Origin of the sequence: Mycobacterium sp. E3339 (assembly GCF_001666915.1) — a bacterium.
Classification (GTDB): Bacteria; Actinomycetota; Actinomycetes; order Mycobacteriales; family Mycobacteriaceae; genus Mycobacterium.
Genome location: NZ_LZIZ01000026.1, coordinates 17,503 through 39,840 on the forward strand (window position 1 = coordinate 17,503; position 22,338 = coordinate 39,840).

A 22,338-nucleotide genomic window follows, 5' to 3' on the forward strand; every position below is an offset into this window, starting at 1 on the left:
GTGTGCCATGATGTCGGAGCTGTCAAGACATAGGGGAGCGGGCCGTGGATCTCAACTTGTCGATCGTTACGCGACCGGTCGAGCGCCTGATCGCTACGGCGCAGAACGGGCTGGAGGTCGTCCGGCTGGGGGGCTTGGAAACAGGTACCGTCCCCTCGCCGTCGCAGATCGTCGAGAGCGTACCGATGTACAAGCTCCGACGTTATTTCCCGCCGGACAGCCGGCCGGACAAACCGCCGGTGGGCCCGCCGGTGCTGATGGTGCACCCGATGATGATGTCGGCGGACATGTGGGACGTCACCCGCGAGGAGGGCGCGGTCGGCATCCTGCACGCCAACGGGATCGATCCGTGGGTGATCGACTTCGGCGAACCCGACAAGGTCGAGGGCGGCATGCGCCGCACCCTGGCCGACCACATCGTCGCGCTCAGTCAGGCCATCGACACGGTCAAGGAGACCACCGGCAGCGACATCCACCTGGTCGGGTACTCGCAAGGCGGCATGTGGTGCTACCAGGTCGCCGCCTACCGGCGGTCGAAGAGCCTGGCCAGCATCGTCACGTTCGGGTCGCCGGTGGACACCCTGGCCGCCCTGCCCATGGGCATCCCGGCAAACTTCGCCGCGCCGGCCGCCAACTTCATGGCCGACCACGTGTTCAGCCGGCTGGCCATCCCCAGCTGGATGGCGCGCACCGGCTTCCAGATGCTGGACCCGCTCAAGACGGCCAAGGCCCGGGTGGACTTCCTGCGCCAGCTGCACGACCGCGAGGCGCTGCTCCCGCGCGAACAGCAGCGCCGGTTCCTCGAGCGCGAGGGATGGATCGCGTGGTCGGGCCCGGCCATCTCCGAACTGCTCAAGCAGTTCATCGCCCATAACCGGATGATGACCGGCGGCTTCGCCGTCAACGGCCAGATGGTCACGCTCACCGACATCACCTGTCCCGTGCTGGCCTTCGTCGGCGAGGTGGACGACATCGGCCAGCCCGCGTCGGTGCGCGGCATCCGGCGGGCCGCCCCCGACGCCGAAGTGTACGAACGGACCATCCGCACGGGCCATTTCGGCCTGGTCGTGGGATCCAAAGCGGCGCAACAGAGTTGGCCGACCGTCGCCGAATGGGTGAAGTGGCTGTCCACCGGCGGCGACAAACCGGACAGCATCGACCTGATGGCCGACCAGCCCGAGGAGCGCACCGACAGCGGCGTCGCGTTGAGCTCCCGGCTGGTGCACGGCGTCGGCGAGGTGTCCGAAGCCGCGCTCGGCCTGGTGCGCGGGGCGGCCAACACGGTGGTCGCGGCCAACAAATCCGTGCGCACCCTGGCCGTCGAAACGGCCCGCACGCTGCCGCGCCTGGTGCGGCTGGGACAGATCAACGACCACACGCGAATCTCGTTGGGCCGCATCATCGAAGAGCAGGCCCACGACGCCCCGCAGGGCGAGTTCCTGCTGTTCGACGGCCGCGTGCACACCTACGAGGCCGTGAACCGGCGCATCAACAACGTCGTGCGCGGCCTGATCGATGTCGGTGTGCGCCAAGGGGATCGGGTGGGCGTGCTGATGGAGACGCGGCCCAGCGCGCTGGTCGCCATCGCCGCGCTGTCGCGGCTGGGCGCGATCGCGGTGGTGATGCGGCCGGACGCCGACCTGGCCGCATCGGTCCGGCTCGGGGGAGTGACCGAGCTGCTGACCGACCCGCCCAACCTGGAGGCGGTGCTGGCGTCGGACCGCCAGGGGCTGCGGCAGGTGCTGGTGCTGGGCGGCGGCGAGGCGCGGGATCTGCACCTGCCCGACGACAGCGACGTCATCGACATGGAGCAGATCGACCCCGACGCCGTCGAGCTGCCCGGCTGGTACCGGCCCAACCCCGGCCTGGCCCGGGACCTGGCGTTCATCGCCTTCAGCGCGGCCGGGGGCGAGCTGGTGGCCAAGCAGATCACCAACTACCGGTGGGCCGTGTCCGCCTTCGGGACCGCCTCCACGGCGGCCCTCGACCGCCGCGACACCCTGTACTGCCTGACGCCGCTGCACCACGAGTCGGCGCTGCTGGTCAGCCTGGGCGGCGCGGTGGTCGGCGGCACCCGCATCGCGCTGTCGCGCGGCCTGGACCGCGACCGCTTCGTGCAGGAGGTGCGCCAGTACGGCGTGACGGTGGTGTCGTACACCTGGGCCATGCTCCGGGAGATCGTCGACGATCCCGCGTTCGTGCTGCACGGCAACCATCCGGTGCGGCTGTTCATCGGCTCCGGCATGCCGACCGGGCTGTGGGGACGGGTGGTCGACGCGTTCGCGCCGGCCCACGTCGTCGAGTTCTTCGCCACCACAGACGGGCAGGCCGTGCTGGCCAACGTGTCCGGCGCCAAGACCGGCAGCAAGGGCCGGCCGCTGCCCGGCGTCGGGCGCATCGAGCTGGGCGCCTACGACGCCGAGCACGATCTGATCCTGGAGAACGATCGCGGCTTCGTCGAGATCGCCGAGCCGAAGCAGGTCGGGGTGCTGCTGGCCGCGTCCAACGGCCCGATCGACCCGACGGCGTCGGTCAAGCGCGGCGTGTTCGCCGCCGGCGACACCTGGATCTCGACCGAGTACCTGTTCTACCGCGACGACGACGGCGACTACTGGTGGGCGGGCCGGCGCGGCTCGGTGGTGCACACCGCCCGCGGCCTGGTGTATCCGGAGTCCGTGACCGACGTGCTGGGCTGTGTCAACGGTGTCGACCTCGCGGTGACCTACAACGTGCCGGTGGGCGACCGGGAAGTCGCGGTCTCGGCGGTCACGCTGCTTCCCGGCGCCAGCATCACCGCGGCCGACCTGACGGACGCCGTCGCGAAGATCCCCGTCGGCGTGGGCCCCGACATCGTCCAGGTATGCCCGGAGATGACGTTGAGCGCGACCTACCGTCCGACCGTCAGCGCACTGCGCGCCGCCGGGATTCCCAAACCGGGCCGCCACGTTTGGCATTTCGACGCCGAGGGCAACTTCTTCCGCAAGCTGACCCCGGGCGTGCGGGCGGCGCTGAGCGGGCGTGCCGATGGTTGACGATTCGCTGCTGAGCATCCTGGTGTGCCCGGCCGACCGCGGCCCGTTGCTGCTCATCGACGACGAGCTGTACAACCCGCGGCTGCGCCGGGCCTACCGCATCGAGGACGGCATCCCGGTGCTGCTCGTCGACGAGGCCCGCGACGTCGACGACGACGAGCACGCGCGGCTCATGGCACGAGGCCGTCCGGCAGATCCCCGGTGAGGTAGCGCTGCAGGTTCGGCGCGATGGTCCGCGCGACCTGCTCGGCCGGCAGCGACGCGAACGGCTCGAACTGCAGGATGTAGCGCGCCAGCACCACGCCCACCAGCTGCGACGCCACGAATTGGACGCGGAGTATTCCGCTTCCGGGCGGATTGTCAACGCGCGCACCGACTTCCACCGCGATCACGTCCTCGATGAACGTGCGGAACAGGTTGACCTCCGTGCCGGCCAGGATGGACCGCAGCGTGGCGACGAAGGCCGTGCCGATCTCGGAGTCCCACAGCGGCAACAACATCGACGGCAGCCGGTAGCCGATTTCGTCGATCGGCACCTCGCGCAGCGGGCCGATGATGTCCATCGGATCGATCGGGATGTGCACGGCCGCGGCGAACAGCTTCTCCTTGGTGCCGAAGTAATGGTGCACCAGTGCCGAATCGACGCCGGCCGCCGCCGCGACCGCGCGGATCGAGGTGTTGCCAATCCCATTGGTGGCGAACAGCTCTCGCGCGCACGCAAGAATGCGATCGCGGGTGTCGGAGCTGCCGGCCGGCCGCCCGGGCCGCCGGCGCCCGGCTTTAGCAACGGCCACTAGCTGGTCCGCCGCCGCAGCGTAGCGGCCGCCAGACACAGCGCCGCCAGCGCGAACCCCAGCACGACGACGATGTCGCGCACCGCGATGTAGGTCAGCTGCGGGTGCGCGCCCACCTGCTGCAGCGCCTCCAGCGCGTAGCTGGCCGGCATCACGTTGCTGACCCACTGCAGCCAGTGCGGCATCACCGCCCGGGGCACGATGATGCCGGCCAGCAACAGCTGCGGCACCATCACCAGCGGGATGAACTGCACGGCCTGAAACTCGGTGCGGGCGAACGCGCTACACAACAGGCCCAGGCCCACGCCGAGGACGGCGTTGACGATCGCGATCGCGAACACCCACGCCGGGCTGCCGGCGGTGTCGAAACCGAGCAACCAGAACGACACGATGCAGGCCAGAACTGCCTGCGCCGCAGCGGCCGTCGAGAAGGCCGTGCCGTAGGCCATCAGCAGATCGAACCGGCGCAGGGGAGTGGTCAGGATGCGCTCGAGCGTCCCGGAGGCGCGTTCGCGCTGCATGGTGATCGCCGTGATGATAAACATCACGAACAACGGGAAGAGGCCCAGCAGGATCAGGCAGGCGTTGTTGAACGGGGCCGGCGTGCCGGGCCGGTGCGGCGCGTTCTGAAACATGAAGTACATCAACGTGATCACCAGCACCGGCACGAACAGGATCATCGCGACGCTGCGGTGGTCGGCCGCCAGCTGGCGCAGGATCCGCGTCGTGGTCGCGGTGTAGCCCTTGAGCCCTAACCGGCTTGGCGCATGGTGTTGCGCCTGATGATGGACAGAAACGCGTCCTCCAGTGACGTGCATCCGGTGTCCTCTCGTAGTTGGGCCGGGGTGGTGTGCGCGAGCAGGTGGCCGTCGCGCATCAGCAACAGGTCGCCGCAGTGGTCGGCCTCGTCCATGACGTGGCTGGACACCAGCAGCGTGGTTCCGCCGCGGGCCAGCTCGGTGAACTGCTCCCAGAGATCGGCGCGCAGCACCGGGTCCAGGCCAACGGTGGGTTCGTCGAGCACGAGCAGCTCGGGGCGGCAGACCAGCGCGCACGCCAGCGACACCCGGGTGCGCTGGCCGCCGGAAAGGTTGCCGCAGTAGGCGCTTCGGTGGTCGGCCAGCCCGACCCGCTCGATCGCGGCGTCGGCGGCGTGGCGGTCGAAACCGTACAGCGAGGCGAAGTAACGGACGTTGTCGACGATCCGCAGGTCGTTGTAGATGGTGGGGTCCTGGGGCAGGTAGCCGACGCGGCGGTGCAGCGGCGCCGACCCGGCCGGGTGGCCGAGCACCGTGACGGTGCCCGAGGTCACGATCTGGGTGCCGACGATGCAGCGCATCAGGGTGGTCTTGCCGCAGCCCGACGGGCCGAGCAGGCCGGTGATGCTGCCGCGCCCGATCTGCACCGAGAAGTCGTGCAGGGCGGGCCGCTTACCGCGGATGACGCGCAGGTGATCGATGCGGACGGCCTGGTCGCCGATTAATTCATCACGTGATGAAGTCATCATGTGATGAATATCGTCCTCCGGGGAGGCGTTGTCAAGGGTTGGTGCGGTCGTCCAATCCGGGACGGCGCAGCGGCAGGTGCCCGTGCACGCCCTCGGCGTACGCGGTCTCGGCGTGCTGGGTGAGGTCGACGCCAGTGGTCTCGTCTTCGGCGCTGAGCCGGAAGCCCATCAGCCGGTCGATCACCTTGGCCAGCACGAACGACACGGTGAACGCGTAGAGCCCGACGACGACGATCGCGAGCGACTGCTTGCCCAGCTGGCCCAGGCCGCCCCCGTAGAAAAGGCCCCGCGGCCCCGACGTCATGACCGCGGTGGCCAGCAGCCCGATCAGCGACACCCCCACCACGCCGCCCACGAAGTGCACGCCCACCACGTCGAGCGAATCGTCGTAGTTGAAGCGGAATTTCGCGCTGACCGCGAACGAGCACACGACGCCGGCCGCGAGCCCGACGACCGCCGCGCCGAGCGTGTTCACGGTTCCGCACGACGGCGTGATGGCGACCAGCCCGGCCACCACCCCGGACGCCGCGCCGAACGTGGTGGGCCGGCCGTCGCGGACCTGTTCGACCGACAGCCAGCCGAGCATGCCGAGGCAGCCGGCGACGAGCGTGTTGAGGAAGATGGCCGCCGCGGTCCCGTTGGCGGCCAGCGCGGAGCCGGCGTTGAACCCGAACCAGCCGAACCACAGCAGGCCGACGCCGAGCAACACCAGCGGCAGGTTGTGCGGGCGCATCGCGTCCTTCTTGAAGCCGATGCGCGGCCCGAGCACCAGCGCCAGGGCCAGGGCCGAGGACCCGGACACGATCTCGACGACCAGGCCGCCCGCGTAGTCGAGCACGCCGAGCTTGGCCAGCCAGCCGCCCGGCCCCCACACCCAATGCGCCACAACCGAATACACGACTACGGCCCACACCGGGACGAACACCATCCAGGCGGCGAACTTGGCGCGGTCGGCGATGGCGCCGCTCACCAGCGCAGCCGTGATGATCGCGAACGTCACCTCGAAGGTGGCGAACAGCAATTCGGGTACCGCGCCGTGGGTGGTGTCCGGGTTGATGCCCAGCATCCCGATGTGGCGAAGGTTGCCGACCAAGCCGCTCGCCCCGTCTTCGGAGAACGCGATGGTGTAGCCCACCAGCAGCCACGCCACCGTCACCAGCGGGATGGAGATGAAGCTCATCATGATCATGTTGAGCACCCCGGTGGTGCGCACCATGCCGCCGTAGAAGATGGCCAGGCCGGGGGTCATCAGCAGGACCAGCGCGGTGCTGGCCAGCAGCCACGCGGTGGCGGCGGGGTCGATCGAATGCATGGCTCGGCTCCTTCTCGGGGTCCTGGGGGTCCCCGCGACACCGGGATATTGCCATGGCGGCGGTGCCGGTAGGTTCGGTGGGTGGCCGCACGCGAGCTGCTCGTCGACCCCGTCGCGGCCGCGCATCGGCTGCTCGGCGCCACCCTCACCGGGCGCGGCGTCACCGCCGTCATCGTCGAAGTCGAGGCCTACGGCGGCGTTCCCGACGGCCCCTGGCCCGACGCCGCGGCCCACTCCTACCGCGGCATGTCCGGCCGCAACGCGGTGATGTTCGGCCCGCCCGGCCGGCTCTACACCTACCGCAGCCACGGGATCCACGTCTGCGCCAACGTCTCCTGCGGGCCCGACGGGACCGCCGCGGCAGTCTTGCTGCGCGCCGCCGCGCTGGAGGATGGCACCGACGTGGCCCGCGCCCGGCGCGGCGAACTGGTCCGCGCGGCCGCGCTCGCGCGTGGCCCGGGCAACCTGTGCTCGGCCCTGGGAATCGCCATGGCGGACAACGGCATTGACCTGTTCGACCCGAACGGTGCGGTAACGCTGGAACTGAACGAGCCGCTGACCGCCGTGTCCGGGCCACGCGTGGGCGTCAGCAAGGCCGCCGACCGGCCGTGGCGACTGTGGCTCCCGGGCCGCCCGGAGGTTTCGGCGTACCGGCGCAGCCCGCGGGCGCCGGCCCCGGGCACCAGTGATTAGTGGCGATCGCAAGCGCGGCGTTGGGGGCACCCCCGCGAAGCTGGGGGACCGGGCGAAGCGGGTCGCCACCAGTGATTAGGTCTAGGCGTCGGCCAGGGCGACGGCGCGATACGCGGGGTCCACGCGCCGCGCGAGGAACACGAACGTCAAGGCCATCAGGGGCGCGACGGCGCTGTATAGCGCGGCCGGCGTGGCCATTTCGACGCTGTTGAGCAACTGCGGGCTCAACGCCACGCCCATCGCCACCACGGCGTTGTGCATGCCGACCTCCAGGCTGACCGCCACGGCTTGCCGGGGAGCCAGGCGCATCAACCGCGGCGCCAGGTAGCCGACCGTCAGGCTGACGGCGCAGAAGGCCACGACGGCCCCGGTCAGCGCGCCGATGTTGTGCCACAGCGTCTTTCGTCCGCCGGCGACGGCGCCCAGCACGGCGACGACCAGCAGCGCGATGGCCAAGATCCGAACCGGCTTCTGCAGCCGCCGGGCCGCCTCGGGAAAGCGGTGCCGGAAGGCCACCCCGGTGGCGATCGGGACGAGCACCATGCCGAACACCGCGAAGAACTTGTCCAGTTGCAGGGGGAGAAACCGCCCCTCGCCGAGGAACCAGGTCATCGACACCGCCAGGATGGCGGGCAGCGCGACGATCGACAGCACGGCGTTGATCGCGGTCAGCGTGAGGTTCAGCGCCAGGTCGCCGTTGAACAGGTGGCTGAGGATGCTCGACATCGTCCCGCCGGGGGTCGCGGCCATCAGCATCAGCCCGACGGCCAGCGGGGGCGCGAGGCGGAAGGCCTCGGCGATCACCAGGCACAGGGCCGGGAGCAACAACGCCTGGCAGATCAGCGCCACCGCCAGGGGTTTGCGCAGCGTGGCGGCGCGCTTGAAGTCGTCGATCGTGAGCGTCAGCCCGAGGGCGAGCATCACCGCGATGACCACGATCGGCCAGTATCGGTTGTCCATCACGCTCCGCGTCGTCGGCGCGCCCACGTCGATGGCGCGACGGTGGTTAGCTTGCCTTATCGAGCCGCGCGGCGGCGAATCGTGGCCCCGGGAGCGACTAAAGTCGTGCGCGATGTCTTCCGGGATCCTTGACGAGCTGGGCTGGCGCGGCCTGATCGCGCAGTCCACCGACCTCGACGCGCTGGCCGCCGAGCGCGGGCCGCTGACCGTGTACGCGGGTTTCGATCCCACCGCGCCCAGCCTGCACGCGGGGCACCTGGTGCCGCTGCTGGCGCTGCGGCGGTTTCAGCGGGCCGGGCACCGCCCCATCGTGCTCGCCGGCGGGGCCACCGGCATGATCGGGGACCCGCGCGACGTCGGCGAGCGCACCCTGAACGAGGCGGACACCGTCGCGGACTGGACCGGGCGCATCCGCGGGCAGCTGGAGCGCTTCGTCGATTTCGACCAATCCCCGACGGGCGCGGTCGTCGTCAACAACCTGGACTGGACCCAAGGCCTCTCGGCCATCGAGTTCCTGCGCGACCTCGGCAAGCATTTCTCGGTCAACGTCATGCTGGATCGCGACACCATCCGGCGGCGGCTGGAGGGCGAGGGCATCTCCTACACGGAGTTCAGCTACATGCTGCTGCAGGCCAACGACTACGTGGAGCTGCACCGGCGGTACGGCTGCACGCTGCAGATCGGCGGCTCCGACCAGTGGGGCAACATCATCGCGGGCGTCCGGCTGGTCCGCCAGAAGCTGGGCGCGACGGTGCACGCGCTCACCGTTCCGCTGGTCACCGCGGCCGACGGCACCAAGTTCGGCAAGTCCACCGGCGGCGGCAGCCTGTGGCTGGACCCGGCGATGACCACCCCGTACGCGTGGTACCAGTACTTCTTCAACACCGCCGACGCCGACGTGATCCGGTACCTGCGGTGGTTCACCTTCCTGTCGGCCGACGAGCTGGCCGAGCTGGAGCAGGCCACCCGGGAGCGCCCGCAGCAGCGCGCCGCCCAGCGCCGGCTGGCCCGCGAACTGACCGTGCTCGTCCACGGCGAAGCGGCCACCGAGGCCGTCGAGCACGCCAGCCGGGCGCTGTTCGGTCAGGGCGAGCTGGACCGGCTGGACGAGGCGACGCTGGCGGCCGCGCTGCGCGAGGCCTCGGTGGCCGAGCTCAAACCCGGCGCCCCCGACGGGATCGTCGACCTGCTGGTGGCCAGCGGCCTGTCGGAGAGCAGGAAGGCCGCCCGCCGCACCATCGGCGAGGGCGGGGTGTCGGTCAACAACGCCCGGATCGACAGCGAGGAGTGGGCGCCGCAGCCCACGGATTTCCTGCACGGCCGGTGGCTAGTGCTGCGCCGCGGCAAGCGCACGGTCGCCGGGATCGAAAAGGTCAGCGAAAAGGTCTAGGAACGCACGCGCAAAACGCGTTGGTGCGCAAATCTTTACCGTTCCGTGTTGCGGCTGTGACCCGGATTGGCCAGGGTGGTCACGGTGATATCCCTGCGGCGCGTCCGGTGGGCCCTGCTGCGCGTCCTGGGGGTGGGCGCCTGCGTGGCGGGGCTGGCCGCGCCGCTGGCCGCGCCCGTGCGCGCCGACATGCGCGGGAACGCCTTCCTGATGGCCTTGTCCAACGCCGGGATCACCTATCCCCACCCCGCCAGCGCGCTGGCGCTGGGCCAGTCGGTGTGCCCCATGCTGGTCATGCCGGGCCAGTCCTTCGACACGGTGTCCGCCGAGATGGCCAGGCGCAGCGGCCTCGGTTACGACTCGGCCGGCCTGTTCACCATCGTCGCCATCGCGAACTTCTGCCCGGCGGTGATCGCGCCGCTGCTGCAGAACCGGCTCACGGCGTACTAGCCCGGCGGCCCCCGTATCCTCGGCTGCGTGGTCGACGACAGGCAGCGGCAGCGGGGTGAACGGCGCCCGCGTTCGTCCGGCGCCTGGTCGGGGCCGGGCCGCGCGCGACCGGCCCAGCCGCAGAAGCCCGACGCCCGCCGCGAGCCCGAGGGTCGCCGCGAGCCCGACGCCGGGCCGCCGATACCGCCCGGCGTGGAGGCCCGGCAGCTGGCGCCGGAGATCCGCGGCGAGCTGAGCACCCTGGACCGTGCCACCGCCGACGCGGTCGCGCGCCACCTGGTCGCCGCCGGCGAGTTGCTCGACGAGGACCCGGAGGCCGCGCTGAGCCACGCCCGCGCCGCCCGGGCCCGGTCCAGCCGGATCGCCGCGATCCGTGAGGCGGTCGGAATCGCCGCCTATCACTGCGGCGACTGGGCCCAGGCGCTGGCCGAGCTGCGCGCCGCCCGCAGGATGGGCAGCAAGTCCAACCTGCTCGCCCTGATCGCGGATTGCGAACGGGGACTTGGCCGCCCGGAACGCGCGATCGAACTCGCGCGCGGGCCCGAGGCGGCCCAGCTCGACGGTGACGACGCCGACGAGCTGCGCATCGTCGCGGCCGGCGCGCGCGCGGACCTCGGGCAGCTGGAGCAGGCGCTGACCGTCTTGTCCACGCCGCAATTGGACCCGGGCCGCCAGGGCCCGACGGCGGCGCGGTTGTTCTACGCCTACGCCGACACGCTGTTGGCCCTGGGCCGCAAAGACGAGGCGCTGCAATGGTTCCTGCGCTCGGCGGCGGCCGATGTCGACGGCGTCACCGACGCCGAAGACCGGGTCAGCGAGCTGGGCTGAGATGACAAGCGTTGCGCGCCAATACGATTGCCTGCTGCTCGATCTGGATGGCACCTTGTTTCGCGGTCGCCGGCCCACCGACGGCGCGGTGCAGGCCCTGGCCGAGGTGCGCAGCCGCGCGTTCTTCGTCACCAACAACGCGTCGCGCAGCGCCGCCGAGGTCGCCGCGCACCTGACCGACCTCGGCTTCACCGCCGCCGCCGACGACGTCGCCACCAGCGCGCAGAGCGCCGCGCGGCTGCTGGCCGATCGGCTGCCGGCCGGGTCGCCGGTGTTGATCGTGGGCACCGACGCGCTGGCCGACGAGGTCGCCGCCGTCGGGCTGCGCCCGGTGCGCCGCTACGACGACGAGCCGGTCGCCGTCGTGCAGGGCCTGTCGATGACCATCGGCTGGCCCGACCTGGCCGAGGCCGCGCTGGCCATTCGCTCCGGCGCGCTCTGGGTGGCGGCCAACATCGATCCGACCCTGCCGACCGAGCGGGGCCTGTTGCCCGGTAACGGTTCGATGGTCGCCGCGCTGCGGGCCGCGACCGGCGCCGAGCCCCAGGTCGCGGGCAAACCCGCGCCCGGCCTGCTCACGGACGCGGTGGCCCGGGGCGAATTCCGCGCGCCGCTGGTGGTCGGCGACCGGCTGGACACCGACATCGAGGGCGCCAACGCGGCCAAGCTGCCCAGCCTGATGGTCCTCACCGGGGTCAGCTCCGCGCGGGACGCGGTGTACGCCGAACCCGAGCGGCGGCCGACCTACATCGGCCACGACCTGCGCGCGCTGCACTCCGACGGCGACCAGCTCGCGGTCGGCCCCCAGCCGGCCTGGCGGGTCGACGTCGGCGACGGGGCGGTGACCGTCAGCGGCGCCGGGCCCGACGACGGCGACGGGCTGTCGATCGTCCGGGCGGTCGCCAGCGCCGTCTGGGGCGCGCGGTCCGACGGGCACCCGCTCGGCATCCACGCCGCCGACGACCGCGCCCGCGACGCGCTGCAGCGCTGGTCGTTGGTGCACAGCGACTGACGGGTGACTAGCGTAAGAGCGCAATGACTACCGATCCCGAACAGATTCGTGCCGAAATCGACGCCCTGCTGGCCCGGCTGCCCGAGCCCGGCGCGCCGGACGATCCCCACAACGCGCCGTCGCTGACGGAGCTCGAAGACATTGCGCGCCGCCTTTCCGAGGCGCACGACGTGCTGCTGGCCGCGCTGGAGTCGGCGGAGAAGGGCTGAGTGCCCGCATGTCCCGCCGCGCCCGCGTCGACGCCGAGCTGGTTCGGCGCGGCCTCGCGCGATCGCGCCAGCAGGCCGCCGAGTTGATCGGCGCCGGGCGGGTCAGCATCGACGGGCTGCCGGCCCGCAAGCCGGGCACGGCCGTCGCCGTCACCGCGGCCCTGACCGTCGCCGACGACGGCGAGCGGGGCTGGGTGTCACGCGGCGCGCACAAACTGATCGGCGCCCTGGACGCCTTCGGCATCCCGGTGGCGGGCCGGCGCTGCCTGGACGCCGGGGCTTCGACGGGCGGGTTCACCGAGGTGCTGCTGGACCGCGGCGCCGCCGAGGTGGTGGCGGTGGACGTCGGATACGGCCAGCTGGCGTGGTCGCTGCGCTGCGACCCGCGGGTCGTCGTCGTGGAGCGGACGAACGCGCGCGACCTGTCGGTGGAGGCGATCGGCGGCCCCGTTGACCTGATCGTGGCCGACCTGTCGTTCATTTCGCTGTCCACCGTGTTGCCCGCGCTGGCTGGATGTGCTTCGGCCACTGCGGATATCGTTCCCATGGTGAAGCCGCAGTTCGAGGTGGGCAGGGGCCAGGTGGGTGCCGGCGGGGTCGTGCACGACCCGGGCCTGCGCGCCGGCGCCGTGCTTGCGGTGGCGCGGCGCGCCGGCGAACTGGGCTGGCACACCGCGGGGGTCACCGCCAGCCCGCTGCCGGGCCCCTCGGGCAACGTCGAATACTTCTTGTGGTTGCGCACCGAAACGGGATTGGCGGATGACGAGTTGGCGGCTGCGGTTGAGCACGCCGTAGAACGGGGCCCGCAATGACCGAGCAGCGCACGGTGCTGATGGTGGTGCACACCGGCCGCGAGGAAGCCACCGACACCGCGGCCCGGGTGCAGAAGGTGCTGGGCGACAACGACATTGGGCTCCGGGTGCTGTCCGCCGAGGCGGTCGACCGGGGTTCGCTGCACGTGGCGCCCGACGACATCCGCGCGATGGGTGTCGAGATCGAGGTCGTCGACGCCGACCCGCAGGCCGCCGACGGGTGCGAACTGGTGCTGGTGCTCGGCGGGGACGGCACGTTCCTGCGCGCGGCCGAACTGGCCCGCAACGCCGGGATTCCCGTGCTCGGCGTCAACCTGGGCCGGATCGGTTTCCTGGCCGAGGCCGAGGCCGAGGCAATCGATCGGGTGCTCGAGCACATCGTCGCCCGGGACTACCGGGTGGAGAACCGCCTCACGCTGGACGTGCTGGTGCGCTCGGGCGGCCGGGAGATCGCGCACGGCTGGGCGCTCAACGAGGTCAGCCTGGAAAAGGGCCCGCGGCTGGGCGTGCTGGGCGTGGTCGTCGAGATCGACGGGCGGCCGGTGTCGGCGTTCGGCTGCGACGGCGTGCTGGTGTCGACGCCCACCGGCTCCACCGCCTACGCGTTCTCCGCGGGCGGCCCGGTGTTGTGGCCAGACCTGGAGGCAATCCTGGTGGTGCCCAACAACGCTCACGCGCTGTTCGGCCGGCCGATGGTCACCAGCCCCGACGCCACCATCGCGATCGAGGTCGAGGCGGACGGCCACGACGCCCTGGTGTTCTGCGACGGCCGCCGCGAAATGCTGATCCCGGCGGGCAGCCGGATCGAGGTAAGCCGTTGTGACACACCGGTGAAATGGGCGCGGCTGGACAGCGCGCCGTTCACCGACCGGTTGGTGCGCAAGTTCCGGCTGCCGGTGACGGGTTGGCGCGGGAAGTAACGGCGGGTGCTCACCGAAATCCGCATCGAGTCGCTCGGTGCGATCAGCGCCGCGGTCGGGGAGTTCGACCGCGGCCTGACCGTGCTGACCGGGGAGACCGGCACCGGCAAGACCATGGTGGTGACCGGGCTGCACCTGCTCGGCGGGGCCCGCGCCGACGCCACCCGGGTGCGTTCGGGGGCGGACCGCGCCGTCGTCGAAGGGCGTTTCACCACAACCGATCTCGAGGATGCCGTGGTGGCGCAGCTGGACGGGATGCTCGACGCGTCGGGCGCGGAGCGCGACGAGGACGGCAGCGTGATCGCGCTGCGCTCGGTCAGCCGCGACGGACCGTCGCGGGCCTACCTCGGCGGTCGCAGCGTGCCGGCCAAGTCGCTGGGCGACTTCACCGCCGAGCTGCTCACCCTGCACGGGCAGAACGACCAGCTGCGCCTGATGCGGCCCGAGGAGCAGCGCGGAGCGCTGGACCGGTTCGCCAAGGCCGGCCCCGCGCTCGAGCGGTATCGCAAGCTGCGCGACGCCTGGCTGACCGCGCGGCACGACCTCATCGACCGGCGAAACCGGATGCGCGAACTCGCGCTGGAGTCCGACCGACTGACGTTCGCGCTCAACGAGATTGACGCCGTCGACCCGCAACCGGGCGAAGACGACGCGCTGGTCGCCGACATCGTCCGGCTCTCCGAGCTGGACACCCTGCGCGAGGCCGCGGTCACCGCGCACGCGGCGCTTTCCGGGGCCCCCGACGACGCCGACGCGGGGCACTCCGCCGCCGACGGCCTGGGGCGGGCGCGGGCGGCCCTGGAGTCGACCGACGACGCGAAGCTGCGGGCGCTGGCCGCCCAGGTCGGCGAGGCGCTCACGGTGGTGGCCGACGCGGCCGGCGAACTCAGCGCCTACCTGGACGAGCTGCCGGTCGACGCCAGCGCGCTGGAAGCCAAGCTGGCCCGGCAGGCCGAACTGCGCACACTGACGCGCAAGTACGCCGCGGACGTCGACGGGGTGCTGCGGTGGGCCCAGGAGTCGCGGCAGCGGCTGGCCCAGCTCGACGTCTCCGAGGAGGGCCTGACGGCGCTGGCGGCCCGCGTCGAGCAGCTGGCACGCGAATTGGCCGAAGCCGCAGGCGATCTCAGCGGCATCCGGCGCAAGGCCGCCAAGCGGCTCGCCAAGGAGGTCACCGCCGAGCTGTCCGGCCTGGCGATGGCCGACGCCCAGTTCAGCATCGAGGTGAGCAACGAGGTCGCCGCCGACAAGGACGATCCGGCCGCGCTCACGCTGGTGTCGGGCGAGCTGGCCCGGGCCGGGGCCGACGGCGTCGACCAGGTGGAGTTCGGTTTCGCGGCGCACCGCGGGATGGACCAGCTGCCGCTGGCGAAGAGCGCGTCCGGCGGCGAGCTGTCCCGGGTGATGCTGGCGCTGGAAGTGGTGCTGGCCGCCTCGGCGGCGGGCACGACGATGGTGTTCGACGAGGTGGACGCCGGCGTCGGCGGCCGCGCGGCGGTGCAGATCGGCCGGCGGCTGGCCCGGCTGGCGCGCACGCATCAGGTCATCGTGGTCACGCACCTGCCGCAGGTGGCGGCGTACGCCGACGTGCACCTGGTGGTGCACGGCGCCGGGCCGAAGGGCACCAGCGTGGTGCGGCGGGTCAGCGGCGACGAGCGCGTCGCCGAACTCGCCCGGATGCTGGCCGGGCTGGGCGAGTCCGACAGCGGCCGCGCGCACGCCCGCGAACTGCTCGACGCCGCGCAGAAGGATGAGATTTAGAGGTCCCCGCACCGCGACGGGCGCATCGTGCACCCGCGCGCGACCAAGCCGTTAGACGCTTGTGACTAATGGGACTCTAGATAACTTCTGAGGCTGGTGTTACGGCGCGCCTCCACGCGTCATCGTGGCATCACGGACAGAATCGCCCCCATGAAGATGTCAGGCCTGCTTACCCGTAACACCACCCGGCCGGGCCTCGTCGGCACCGCCCGGGTGGACCGGAACATCGACCGATTGCTGCGCAGGGTGTGCCCCGGCGACATCGTGGTGCTCGACGTCCTCGACCTGGACCGCATCACGGCGGACGCGCTGGTGGAGGCCGATATCGCCGCGGTCGTCAACGCCTCGCCGTCGGTGTCGGGCCGCTACCCCAACATGGGCCCGGAGGTGCTGGTCAACAACGGGGTCACCCTGATCGACGAGACCGGACCCGACATCTTCAAGAAGGTCAAGGACGGCGCCAAGATCCGCCTGCACGAGGGCGGGGTCTACTCCGGGGACCGCCGGCTGGTGCGCGGCACCGAGCGCACCGACCACGACATCGCCGACCTCATGCGGGAGGCCAAGAGCGGCCTGTCCGCGCATCTGGAGGCGTTCGCCGGCAACACCATCGAGTTCATCAAGAGCGAGAGCCCGCTGTTGATCGACGGCATCGGGATCCCCGACATCGACGTCGACCTGCGCCGCCGGCACGTCGTGATCGTCGCCGACGAGCCCAGCGCCGAGGAGGACCTGAAGTCCCTCAAGCCGTTCATCAAGGAGTACCAGCCGGTGCTCTTCGGCGTGGGCAGCGGCGCGGATGTGTTGCGCAAGGCCGGTTATCGGCCCCAGGTGATCGTCGGCGACCCCGACCAGATCAGCACCGACGCCCTCAAGTGCGGCGCCCAGGTCGTCCTGCCCGCCGACGCCGACGGCCACGCCCCCGGCCTGGAGCGCATCCAGGATCTCGGCGTCGGGGCGATGACCTTCCCGGCTGCGGGGTCGGCGATCGACCTGGCCCTGCTGCTGGCCGATCATCACGGCGCCGCGCTGCTGGTGACCGCGGGCCACACCGCCAACATCGAGACGTTCTTCGACCGCACCCGCGCGCACAGCAACCCCTCGACTTTCCTCACCCGGCTTCGGGTGGGGGAGAAGGTGGTGGACGCCAAGGCCGTGGCCACGCTGTACCGCAACCACATCTCGGCGGGCGCCATCGCGCTGCTGGCGCTGACGATGCTGATCGCCGTCATCGTGGCCCTGTGGGTGTCGCGCACCGACGGCGTGGTGCTGCACTGGGTCACCGATTACTGGAACCACTTTTCCCTCTGGGTCCAGCACCTGGTGAGCTAGGCCCGCGATGATCTCGCTACGCCAACACGCGCTGTCGCTGGCCGCCGTCTTCCTGGCGCTCGCGGTCGGAGTGGTGCTCGGTTCCGGGTTCCTGTCCGACACCCTGCTGTCCAGCCTGCGCGACGAGAAGCGGGATCTGCACACCCAGATCAACGGGCTCAACGACCAGAAGAACGTGCTGAATGAAAAGCTCAGCGCGGCAAACAACTTCGACACCCAGCTGGGCGGCCGGATGGTGCACGACGCGCTCGGCGGCAAGTCGGTCGTGGTGTTCCGCACGCCGGACGCCAAAGACGACGACGTCGCCGCGGTGGCGAAGATCATCGGACAGGCCGGCGGCGCGGTGACCGGAACCGTGGCGCTCACGCAGGAATTCGTCGAGGCCAACTCCGCGGAGAAACTGCAGACCGTGGTCAACTCGTCGATCCTGCCGGCCGGCCAGCAGCTGAGCACCAAGCTCGTCGACGAGGGCTCGCAGGCTGGCGACCTGATGGGCATCGCCCTGCTGATCAACGCCAATCCCGCGGTCCCGCCGGTCCCAGAAATTTCGGAGACCCAGCGGGCCACCGTGCTGGCGGCGCTGCGCGACACCGGCTTCGTCACCTACCAGCCGAACGACCACATGGGCGCGGCGAATGCCGCGCTGGTGATCACCGGCGGCGCGCTGCCCCAGGACGCCGGCAACCAGGGCGCCAGCGTCGCCCGGTTCGCCGCCGCGCTGGCGCCGCACGGCTCGGGCACCCTGCTGGCCGGGCGGGACGGTTCGTCGACCGGGGGCGCGGCCGTGGCCGTGACCCGCGCCGACGCCGGGATGAACTCCGCGATCAGCACCGTCGACGACGTCGACACCGCGCCCGGCCGGATCACCGCCGTGCTCGGCCTGCACGACCTGATCAGCGGCGGTCACCCCGGTCAGTACGGCACCGGTCACGGCGCGACCTCCATCACGGTGCCCCAGTAGCGGGCGTGTTCGCCGCGACACTTCGGTCGCGGATGTTAGGGTGGATTTCCGTGGGTCGGCAGGCCCAACTAGTTATTCGCTAGCAAAATTTTGACGCCCTGCCCGTCTTCACGGAGGTCGCCTGTGCGAAAGCATTCGCAATCCGCAACCAAGCACCTCTTCGTCAGCGGGGGCGTCGCTTCCTCGTTGGGCAAGGGCCTCACCGCCAGCAGCCTCGGTCAGCTGCTGACGGCCCGCGGGTTGCATGTGACGATGCAGAAGCTCGACCCGTACCTCAACGTCGACCCCGGCACGATGAACCCGTTCCAGCATGGCGAGGTGTTCGTCACCGAGGACGGCGCCGAGACCGACCTCGACGTCGGGCACTACGAGCGGTTCCTCGATCGCGACCTGTCCGGTTCGGCGAATGTCACTACGGGACAGGTGTATTCGACCGTCATCGCCAAGGAACGGCGCGGCGAATACCTCGGCGACACCGTGCAGGTGATCCCGCACATCACCGACGAGATCAAAAGCCGGATCGTGGCGATGGCCCAGCCGGACGCCGAGGGCAACCGGCCGGACGTGGTCATCACCGAAATCGGCGGCACGGTCGGCGATATCGAGTCGCAGCCGTTCCTGGAGGCGGCCCGCCAGGTCCGCCACGACCTGGGCCGGGAGAACGTTTTCTTCCTGCACGTCTCGCTGGTGCCCTACCTGGCCCCCTCGGGCGAACTCAAGACCAAGCCCACCCAGCACTCGGTGGCTGCGCTGCGCAGCATCGGTATCACCCCGGACGCGCTGATCCTGCGCTGCGACCGGGACGTCCCCGAAGCGCTGAAGAACAAGATCGCGCTGATGTGTGACGTCGACATCGACGGCGTCATCTCCACCCCGGACGCGCCGTCGATCTATGACATCCCCAAGCGCCTGCACCGCGAGGAACTCGACGCCTACGTGGTGCGCCGGCTCAACCTGCCGTTCCGCGACGTCGACTGGACCGAGTGGGACGACCTGCTGCGCCGCGTGCACGAGCCGCACGAGACCGTCCGAATCGCCTTGGTGGGCAAGTACATCGAGCTTTCCGACGCCTACCTGTCGGTGACCGAGGCGCTGCGCGCCGGCGGCTTCAAGCACCACGCCAAGGTGGAGATGCAGTGGGTGCCCTCCGACGACTGCGAGACGGCGGCGGGCGCGGCGGCGGCGCTGGGCGACGTGCACGGCGTGCTCATCCCCGGCGGCTTCGGCATCCGTGGGATCGAGGGCAAGATCGGCGCCATCCGCTACGCGCGGGCCCGGGGGCTGCCGGTGCTGGGCTTGTGCCTCGGGTTGCAATGCATCGTGATCGAGGCCGCCCGCTCCGCCGGGCTGACCGAGGCCAACTCGGCCGAATTCGACCCGGCCACACCGGATCCCGTCATCTCCACGATGGCCGACCAGGTCGACGCCGTGGCGGGCCAGGCCGATCTGGGCGGCACCATGCGGCTGGGTGCCTATCCCGCCGTGCTGCAACCGGATTCGATTGTGGCCCAGGCCTACGGCAGCACGCAGGTGTCCGAGCGGCACCGTCACCGCTACGAGGTCAACAACGCCTACCGCGACAAGATCGCCGAGAGCGGCCTGCGGTTCTCCGGGACCTCGCCCGACGGACACCTGGTCGAGTTCGTCGAATACCCGCCCGAGGTGCACCCGTTCATCGTCGGGACCCAGGCCCACCCGGAGCTCAAGAGCCGGCCCACCCGGCCGCACCCGCTGTTCGTCGCGTTCGTAGGGGCCGCCCTCGACTACCAGTCGGGCGAGTTGCTCCCGGTGGAGATCCCCGAGCAATCGCCCAACGGCAACCAGCAGCGGGACAGCGTCGGCCAGTCGCTACCTGAGCCCGCGACCCGTGGCTGAGCACAACTTCGAGACGGCGTCATCCGAAACGCTGTATACGGGAAAGATTTTCGCGCTGCGCCGGGACGAGGTGCGGATGCCGGGCGGCGGCACCACGATCCGAGAGGTCGTCGAGCACTTCGGCGCGGTGGCCGTGGTCGCCATGGACGACGACGGCAACGTCGCCATGGTCTATCAATACCGCCACGCGTTCGGGCGGCGGCTGTGGGAGCTGCCCGCCGGGCTGCTCGACGTCGGCGGCGAGGAGCCCCACCTGACCGCGGCGCGGGAGCTGCACGAGGAAGCGGGATTGCGGGCCGACACCTGGCGGGTGCTCGTCGACCTCGATTCCACTCCCGGCTTCAGCGACGAATCGGTGCGCGTCTACCTGGCCACCGGGCTGACCGAGTTGGACCGGCCCGAGGCGCACGACGAAGAGGCCGACCTGACGCTGCGGTGGTATCCGCTCGGCGACGCCACCGAGATGGTGCTTCGCGGCGAGATCGTCAATGCCATTGCGGTGGCGGGCATTCTGGCCGCCCGGGTGATCACCACCGGGCTCACACCGGCCCGGCCGGTGGACAGCCCGTGGCGCGACAAGCCTTCCGCCTTCGCCGCGCGCAAGGCCGCGCGATGACAACGGTGGCCCTGGACAGCCAGCTGCAGGGCTATCTCGACCACCTCACGATTGAGCGGGGCGTCGCCGCGAACACCCTCAGCTCGTATCGCCGCGATTTGCGCCGCTACACAAAGCACCTGTCGGACCGAGGGATTCACGACCTGGCCAAGGTCGGCGAGGACGACGTGAGCGAGTTCCTGGTGGCGTTGCGCCGCGGCGACCCCGACTCGGGGACCGCCGCGCTGTCCGCGGTGTCGGCGGCGCGGGCGCTGATCGCGGTGCGCGGCCTGCACCGGTTCGCCGCCGCCGAGGGGCTCGCCGAGCTGGACGTGGCGCGCGCCGTCCGCCCCCCGACCCCCGGCCGCCGGCTGCCCAAGAGCCTGACCATCGACCAGGTGCTGGCGCTGCTGGAGGCCGCCGGCGGCGACAGCGCGTCCGACGGCCCGCTCACGCTGCGCAACCGGGCGCTGCTGGAACTGCTGTACTCGACCGGGGCGCGCATCTCCGAGGCCGTCGGCCTCGACGTCGACGACATCGACACCAAGGCCCGCTCGGTGTTGTTGCGCGGCAAGGGCGGAAAGCAACGGCTGGTCCCGATCGGCCGGCCGGCCGTGCAAGCGCTGGACGCCTACCTGGTGCGCGGCCGCCCGGAGCTGGCCCGCCGCGGCCGCGGGACGCCGGCGATCTTCCTCAACGTGCGCGGCGGGCGACTGTCGCGGCAAAGCGCGTGGCAGGTGCTGCAGGACGCCGCCGAGCGCGCCGGCATCACGTCGGGCGTCTCGCCGCACATGCTGCGGCACTCGTTCGCGACCCACCTGCTCGAGGGCGGCGCCGACGTCCGGGTGGTCCAGGAGTTGTTGGGGCACGCCTCGGTGACGACGACGCAGATCTACACGATGGTCACCGTGCACGCGCTGCGCGAGGTGTGGGCCGAAGCCCACCCGCGCGCGCAGTAATCGCCGGGCCTAGCCCAGGTACTCGGACTCCAGCACCAGATCCGACACCATCGACTGGTATTCCAGGTGCGCCTTGTGCTCGACGGTGTTCCACTGCTTGCCCTGCTGCCGGCGCATGTACTCGCGGTACTTCGGCGCGCCCGGCACCCGGACGTTGTCGGCGACGACGATGGCGCCGGAGCTCAGCCAGCCGCGCGCCATGATGCTCTGCAGATCCTTCAGGTAGGCGTCCTTGTCGTGATCGAGGAAGACGAACTCGAGGGCGCCCTCGGTGAACCCGTGCTCGGTGGCCAGCGCGTCCAGGGTGCGCCCGCCGTCGCCGATGGTGCCCACGACGCACGTCACCCGGTCGGCGACCCCGGCGTGGGCCCAAATCCGCCGGGCGTTGGCGGCGTTGGCTTCGGCGAGCTCGACGGAAAACACCTTCGCGTTCGGGGCGGCCCGGGCGATGCGCAGCGCGCCGTACCCGACGTAGGTGCCCAGCTCCAGCGCCAGCGCCGGGTTGGCCCGGCGCACCGCGGCGTCGAGCAGTTGGCCCTTCTCGTCGCCGACGTTGATCAGCATCGATTTCTCGTAGGCGAACTTGTCGATGGTGGCCAGCACGTCGTCGATGTCGCCCGCCCTGGCGTTGCCCAGCACGTAATCCACCGCCGCGGCTTCCCGCCCGTCACCGATCTGCCCCGTCGTCGTGATGTTGCGCGCCCCCGTCGCCATCCGCCAGACCGACCATCGCAGCAGGGGAATGCGTCGCTTGAGATCCATAGGCTCACGATAGGCCCAGATCCATGGTGCTGGTGAGGCTGGTGTGACGGGGCGTGTAAATGTTTCTCTGACAAGGACTTTCCGCTCATATTGGCTGGTAACTTGCCTGCGGGTCGCCCGGGTTCTGCGCGCGAACCCGTTAGACTTTCGGTCGATGTTCACCTCTCGAACACC

22 protein-coding genes are annotated in these 22,338 nt (G+C 70.9%); 16 read left to right on the forward strand and 6 right to left on the reverse strand.

Annotation, left to right across the window (positions count from 1 at the left end; translation table 11 throughout):
• Window positions 1-44: 44 nt before the first annotated feature.
• Together A5702_RS01845 and A5702_RS01850 are read left to right on the forward strand one after the other, a co-directional pair.
• On the forward strand, window positions 45-3,032 hold the full coding sequence (locus A5702_RS01845; protein WP_068217771.1) for an acyl-CoA synthetase: 2,988 nt from the start codon (window positions 45-47) through the stop codon (window positions 3,030-3,032).
• Window positions 3,025-3,237 (forward strand): Trm112 family protein, encoded by a 213-nt coding sequence (locus tag A5702_RS01850; RefSeq protein ID WP_068217817.1) that lies wholly within the window; start codon window positions 3,025-3,027, stop codon window positions 3,235-3,237. Before A5702_RS01845 ends, A5702_RS01850 begins: the two co-directional genes overlap by 8 nt.
• Here A5702_RS01850 and A5702_RS01855 read toward each other — a convergent pair.
• The 4 genes from A5702_RS01855 to A5702_RS01870 are packed head-to-tail and all read right to left on the reverse strand — an operon-like array spanning window position 3,203 to window position 6,645.
• Entirely contained in the window at window positions 3,203-3,826 is a 624-nt protein-coding gene (locus A5702_RS01855; RefSeq protein WP_055405560.1) for a TetR/AcrR family transcriptional regulator, read from the reverse strand. The two genes, A5702_RS01850 and A5702_RS01855, sit on opposite strands and share 35 nt — an antisense overlap.
• Complete coding sequence (locus A5702_RS01860; RefSeq protein ID WP_082955912.1) at window positions 3,826-4,644, reverse strand: ABC transporter permease; 819 nt, start codon at window positions 4,642-4,644, stop codon at window positions 3,826-3,828. The genes A5702_RS01855 and A5702_RS01860 overlap by 1 nt, the downstream gene beginning before the upstream one ends.
• Complete coding sequence (locus A5702_RS01865) at window positions 4,578-5,333, reverse strand: ABC transporter ATP-binding protein (protein ID WP_055404402.1); 756 nt, start codon at window positions 5,331-5,333, stop codon at window positions 4,578-4,580. Before A5702_RS01865 ends, A5702_RS01860 begins: the two co-directional genes overlap by 67 nt.
• Window positions 5,334-5,364: 31 nt before the next feature.
• Window positions 5,365-6,645, reverse strand: coding sequence for an ammonium transporter (locus A5702_RS01870; RefSeq protein WP_055404404.1), 1,281 nt, complete (start codon window positions 6,643-6,645; stop codon window positions 5,365-5,367).
• An 81-nt stretch (window positions 6,646-6,726) separates the two neighbouring features.
• On the opposite strand from A5702_RS01870, the gene A5702_RS01875 reads away from it, so the two are divergent.
• Entirely contained in the window at window positions 6,727-7,338 is a 612-nt protein-coding gene (locus tag A5702_RS01875) for a DNA-3-methyladenine glycosylase (protein ID WP_068217774.1), read from the forward strand.
• Between the two features lie 81 nt (window positions 7,339-7,419).
• Here the strand turns inward: A5702_RS01875 and A5702_RS01880 are convergent, their stop codons facing one another.
• The gene (locus A5702_RS01880; RefSeq protein ID WP_055404407.1) at window positions 7,420-8,298 is read right to left on the reverse strand and encodes a bile acid:sodium symporter family protein; all 879 of its coding nucleotides are present in this window, start codon (window positions 8,296-8,298) and stop codon (window positions 7,420-7,422) included.
• A 112-nt stretch (window positions 8,299-8,410) separates the two neighbouring features.
• On the opposite strand from A5702_RS01880, the gene tyrS reads away from it, so the two are divergent.
• The 13 genes from tyrS to xerD all read left to right on the forward strand — a co-directional run bounded on the left by tyrS (window position 8,411) and on the right by xerD (window position 21,402).
• Window positions 8,411-9,688: a tyrosine--tRNA ligase gene (gene tyrS, locus A5702_RS01885; protein ID WP_055404409.1), complete on the forward strand. Its 1,278-nt coding sequence runs from the start codon at window positions 8,411-8,413 to the stop codon at window positions 9,686-9,688.
• A gap of 75 nt (window positions 9,689-9,763) precedes the next feature.
• A complete protein-coding gene (locus A5702_RS01890; protein WP_055404410.1) occupies window positions 9,764-10,138 on the forward strand; it encodes a DUF732 domain-containing protein in 375 nt (124 codons plus the stop codon).
• 27 nt (window positions 10,139-10,165) lie between these two features.
• On the forward strand, window positions 10,166-10,966 hold the full coding sequence (locus A5702_RS01895) for a tetratricopeptide repeat protein (RefSeq protein WP_082459928.1): 801 nt from the start codon (window positions 10,166-10,168) through the stop codon (window positions 10,964-10,966).
• Window position 10,967: 1 nt separating this feature from the next.
• On the forward strand, window positions 10,968-11,978 hold the full coding sequence (locus A5702_RS01900; protein ID WP_055404412.1) for an HAD-IIA family hydrolase: 1,011 nt from the start codon (window positions 10,968-10,970) through the stop codon (window positions 11,976-11,978).
• A 23-nt stretch (window positions 11,979-12,001) separates the two neighbouring features.
• Window positions 12,002-12,187 (forward strand): hypothetical protein, encoded by a 186-nt coding sequence (locus A5702_RS01905; RefSeq protein WP_055404414.1) that lies wholly within the window; start codon window positions 12,002-12,004, stop codon window positions 12,185-12,187.
• An 8-nt stretch (window positions 12,188-12,195) separates the two neighbouring features.
• Window positions 12,196-12,999, forward strand: coding sequence for a TlyA family RNA methyltransferase (locus A5702_RS01910; protein ID WP_055404416.1), 804 nt, complete (start codon window positions 12,196-12,198; stop codon window positions 12,997-12,999).
• Window positions 12,996-13,919, forward strand: a complete 924-nt coding sequence (locus tag A5702_RS01915; protein ID WP_067823219.1) for an NAD kinase — start codon at window positions 12,996-12,998, stop codon at window positions 13,917-13,919. The genes A5702_RS01910 and A5702_RS01915 overlap by 4 nt, the downstream gene beginning before the upstream one ends.
• 6 nt (window positions 13,920-13,925) lie before the next feature.
• Entirely contained in the window at window positions 13,926-15,680 is a 1,755-nt protein-coding gene (recN, locus tag A5702_RS01920; protein ID WP_068217776.1) for a DNA repair protein RecN, read from the forward strand.
• 150 nt (window positions 15,681-15,830) lie between these two features.
• Complete coding sequence (gene steA, locus A5702_RS01925; RefSeq protein ID WP_055404421.1) at window positions 15,831-17,012, forward strand: putative cytokinetic ring protein SteA; 1,182 nt, start codon at window positions 15,831-15,833, stop codon at window positions 17,010-17,012.
• Between the two features lie 7 nt (window positions 17,013-17,019).
• Complete coding sequence (locus A5702_RS01930) at window positions 17,020-17,973, forward strand: copper transporter (protein ID WP_068217779.1); 954 nt, start codon at window positions 17,020-17,022, stop codon at window positions 17,971-17,973.
• A 123-nt stretch (window positions 17,974-18,096) separates the two neighbouring features.
• On the forward strand, window positions 18,097-19,848 hold the full coding sequence (locus A5702_RS01935) for a CTP synthase (RefSeq protein ID WP_068217782.1): 1,752 nt from the start codon (window positions 18,097-18,099) through the stop codon (window positions 19,846-19,848).
• On the forward strand, window positions 19,841-20,464 hold the full coding sequence (locus A5702_RS01940) for an NUDIX hydrolase (RefSeq protein ID WP_068217785.1): 624 nt from the start codon (window positions 19,841-19,843) through the stop codon (window positions 20,462-20,464). The genes A5702_RS01935 and A5702_RS01940 overlap by 8 nt, the downstream gene beginning before the upstream one ends.
• Entirely contained in the window at window positions 20,461-21,402 is a 942-nt protein-coding gene (xerD, locus tag A5702_RS01945) for a site-specific tyrosine recombinase XerD (protein WP_067823199.1), read from the forward strand. The genes A5702_RS01940 and xerD overlap by 4 nt, the downstream gene beginning before the upstream one ends.
• 9 nt (window positions 21,403-21,411) lie before the next feature.
• Here xerD and A5702_RS01950 read toward each other — a convergent pair whose 3' ends face one another.
• Entirely contained in the window at window positions 21,412-22,164 is a 753-nt protein-coding gene (locus tag A5702_RS01950) for an O-methyltransferase (protein ID WP_068217788.1), read from the reverse strand.
• Window positions 22,165-22,338: the final 174 nt, after the last annotated feature.

Coding starts and splice junctions, on each gene's coding strand:
- A5702_RS01950 (WP_068217788.1), bottom strand. CDS start 22,164: ATGGATCTCAAGCGACGCATTCCCCTGCTGCGATGGTCGGTCTGGCGG.
- A5702_RS01915 (WP_067823219.1), top strand. CDS start 12,996: ATGACCGAGCAGCGCACGGTGCTGATGGTGGTGCACACCGGCCGCGAG.
- A5702_RS01900 (WP_055404412.1), top strand. CDS start 10,968: ATGACAAGCGTTGCGCGCCAATACGATTGCCTGCTGCTCGATCTGGAT.
- tyrS (WP_055404409.1), top strand. CDS start 8,411: ATGTCTTCCGGGATCCTTGACGAGCTGGGCTGGCGCGGCCTGATCGCG.
- A5702_RS01865 (WP_055404402.1), bottom strand. CDS start 5,333: ATGATGACTTCATCACGTGATGAATTAATCGGCGACCAGGCCGTCCGC.
- xerD (WP_067823199.1), top strand. CDS start 20,461: ATGACAACGGTGGCCCTGGACAGCCAGCTGCAGGGCTATCTCGACCAC.
- A5702_RS01860 (WP_082955912.1), bottom strand. CDS start 4,644: ATGCACGTCACTGGAGGACGCGTTTCTGTCCATCATCAGGCGCAACAC.
- A5702_RS01850 (WP_068217817.1), top strand. CDS start 3,025: ATGGTTGACGATTCGCTGCTGAGCATCCTGGTGTGCCCGGCCGACCGC.
- A5702_RS01880 (WP_055404407.1), bottom strand. CDS start 8,298: ATGGACAACCGATACTGGCCGATCGTGGTCATCGCGGTGATGCTCGCC.
- A5702_RS01870 (WP_055404404.1), bottom strand. CDS start 6,645: ATGCATTCGATCGACCCCGCCGCCACCGCGTGGCTGCTGGCCAGCACC.
- A5702_RS01910 (WP_055404416.1), top strand. CDS start 12,196: ATGTCCCGCCGCGCCCGCGTCGACGCCGAGCTGGTTCGGCGCGGCCTC.
- steA (WP_055404421.1), top strand. CDS start 15,831: ATGAAGATGTCAGGCCTGCTTACCCGTAACACCACCCGGCCGGGCCTC.
- A5702_RS01930 (WP_068217779.1), top strand. CDS start 17,020: ATGATCTCGCTACGCCAACACGCGCTGTCGCTGGCCGCCGTCTTCCTG.
- A5702_RS01905 (WP_055404414.1), top strand. CDS start 12,002: ATGACTACCGATCCCGAACAGATTCGTGCCGAAATCGACGCCCTGCTG.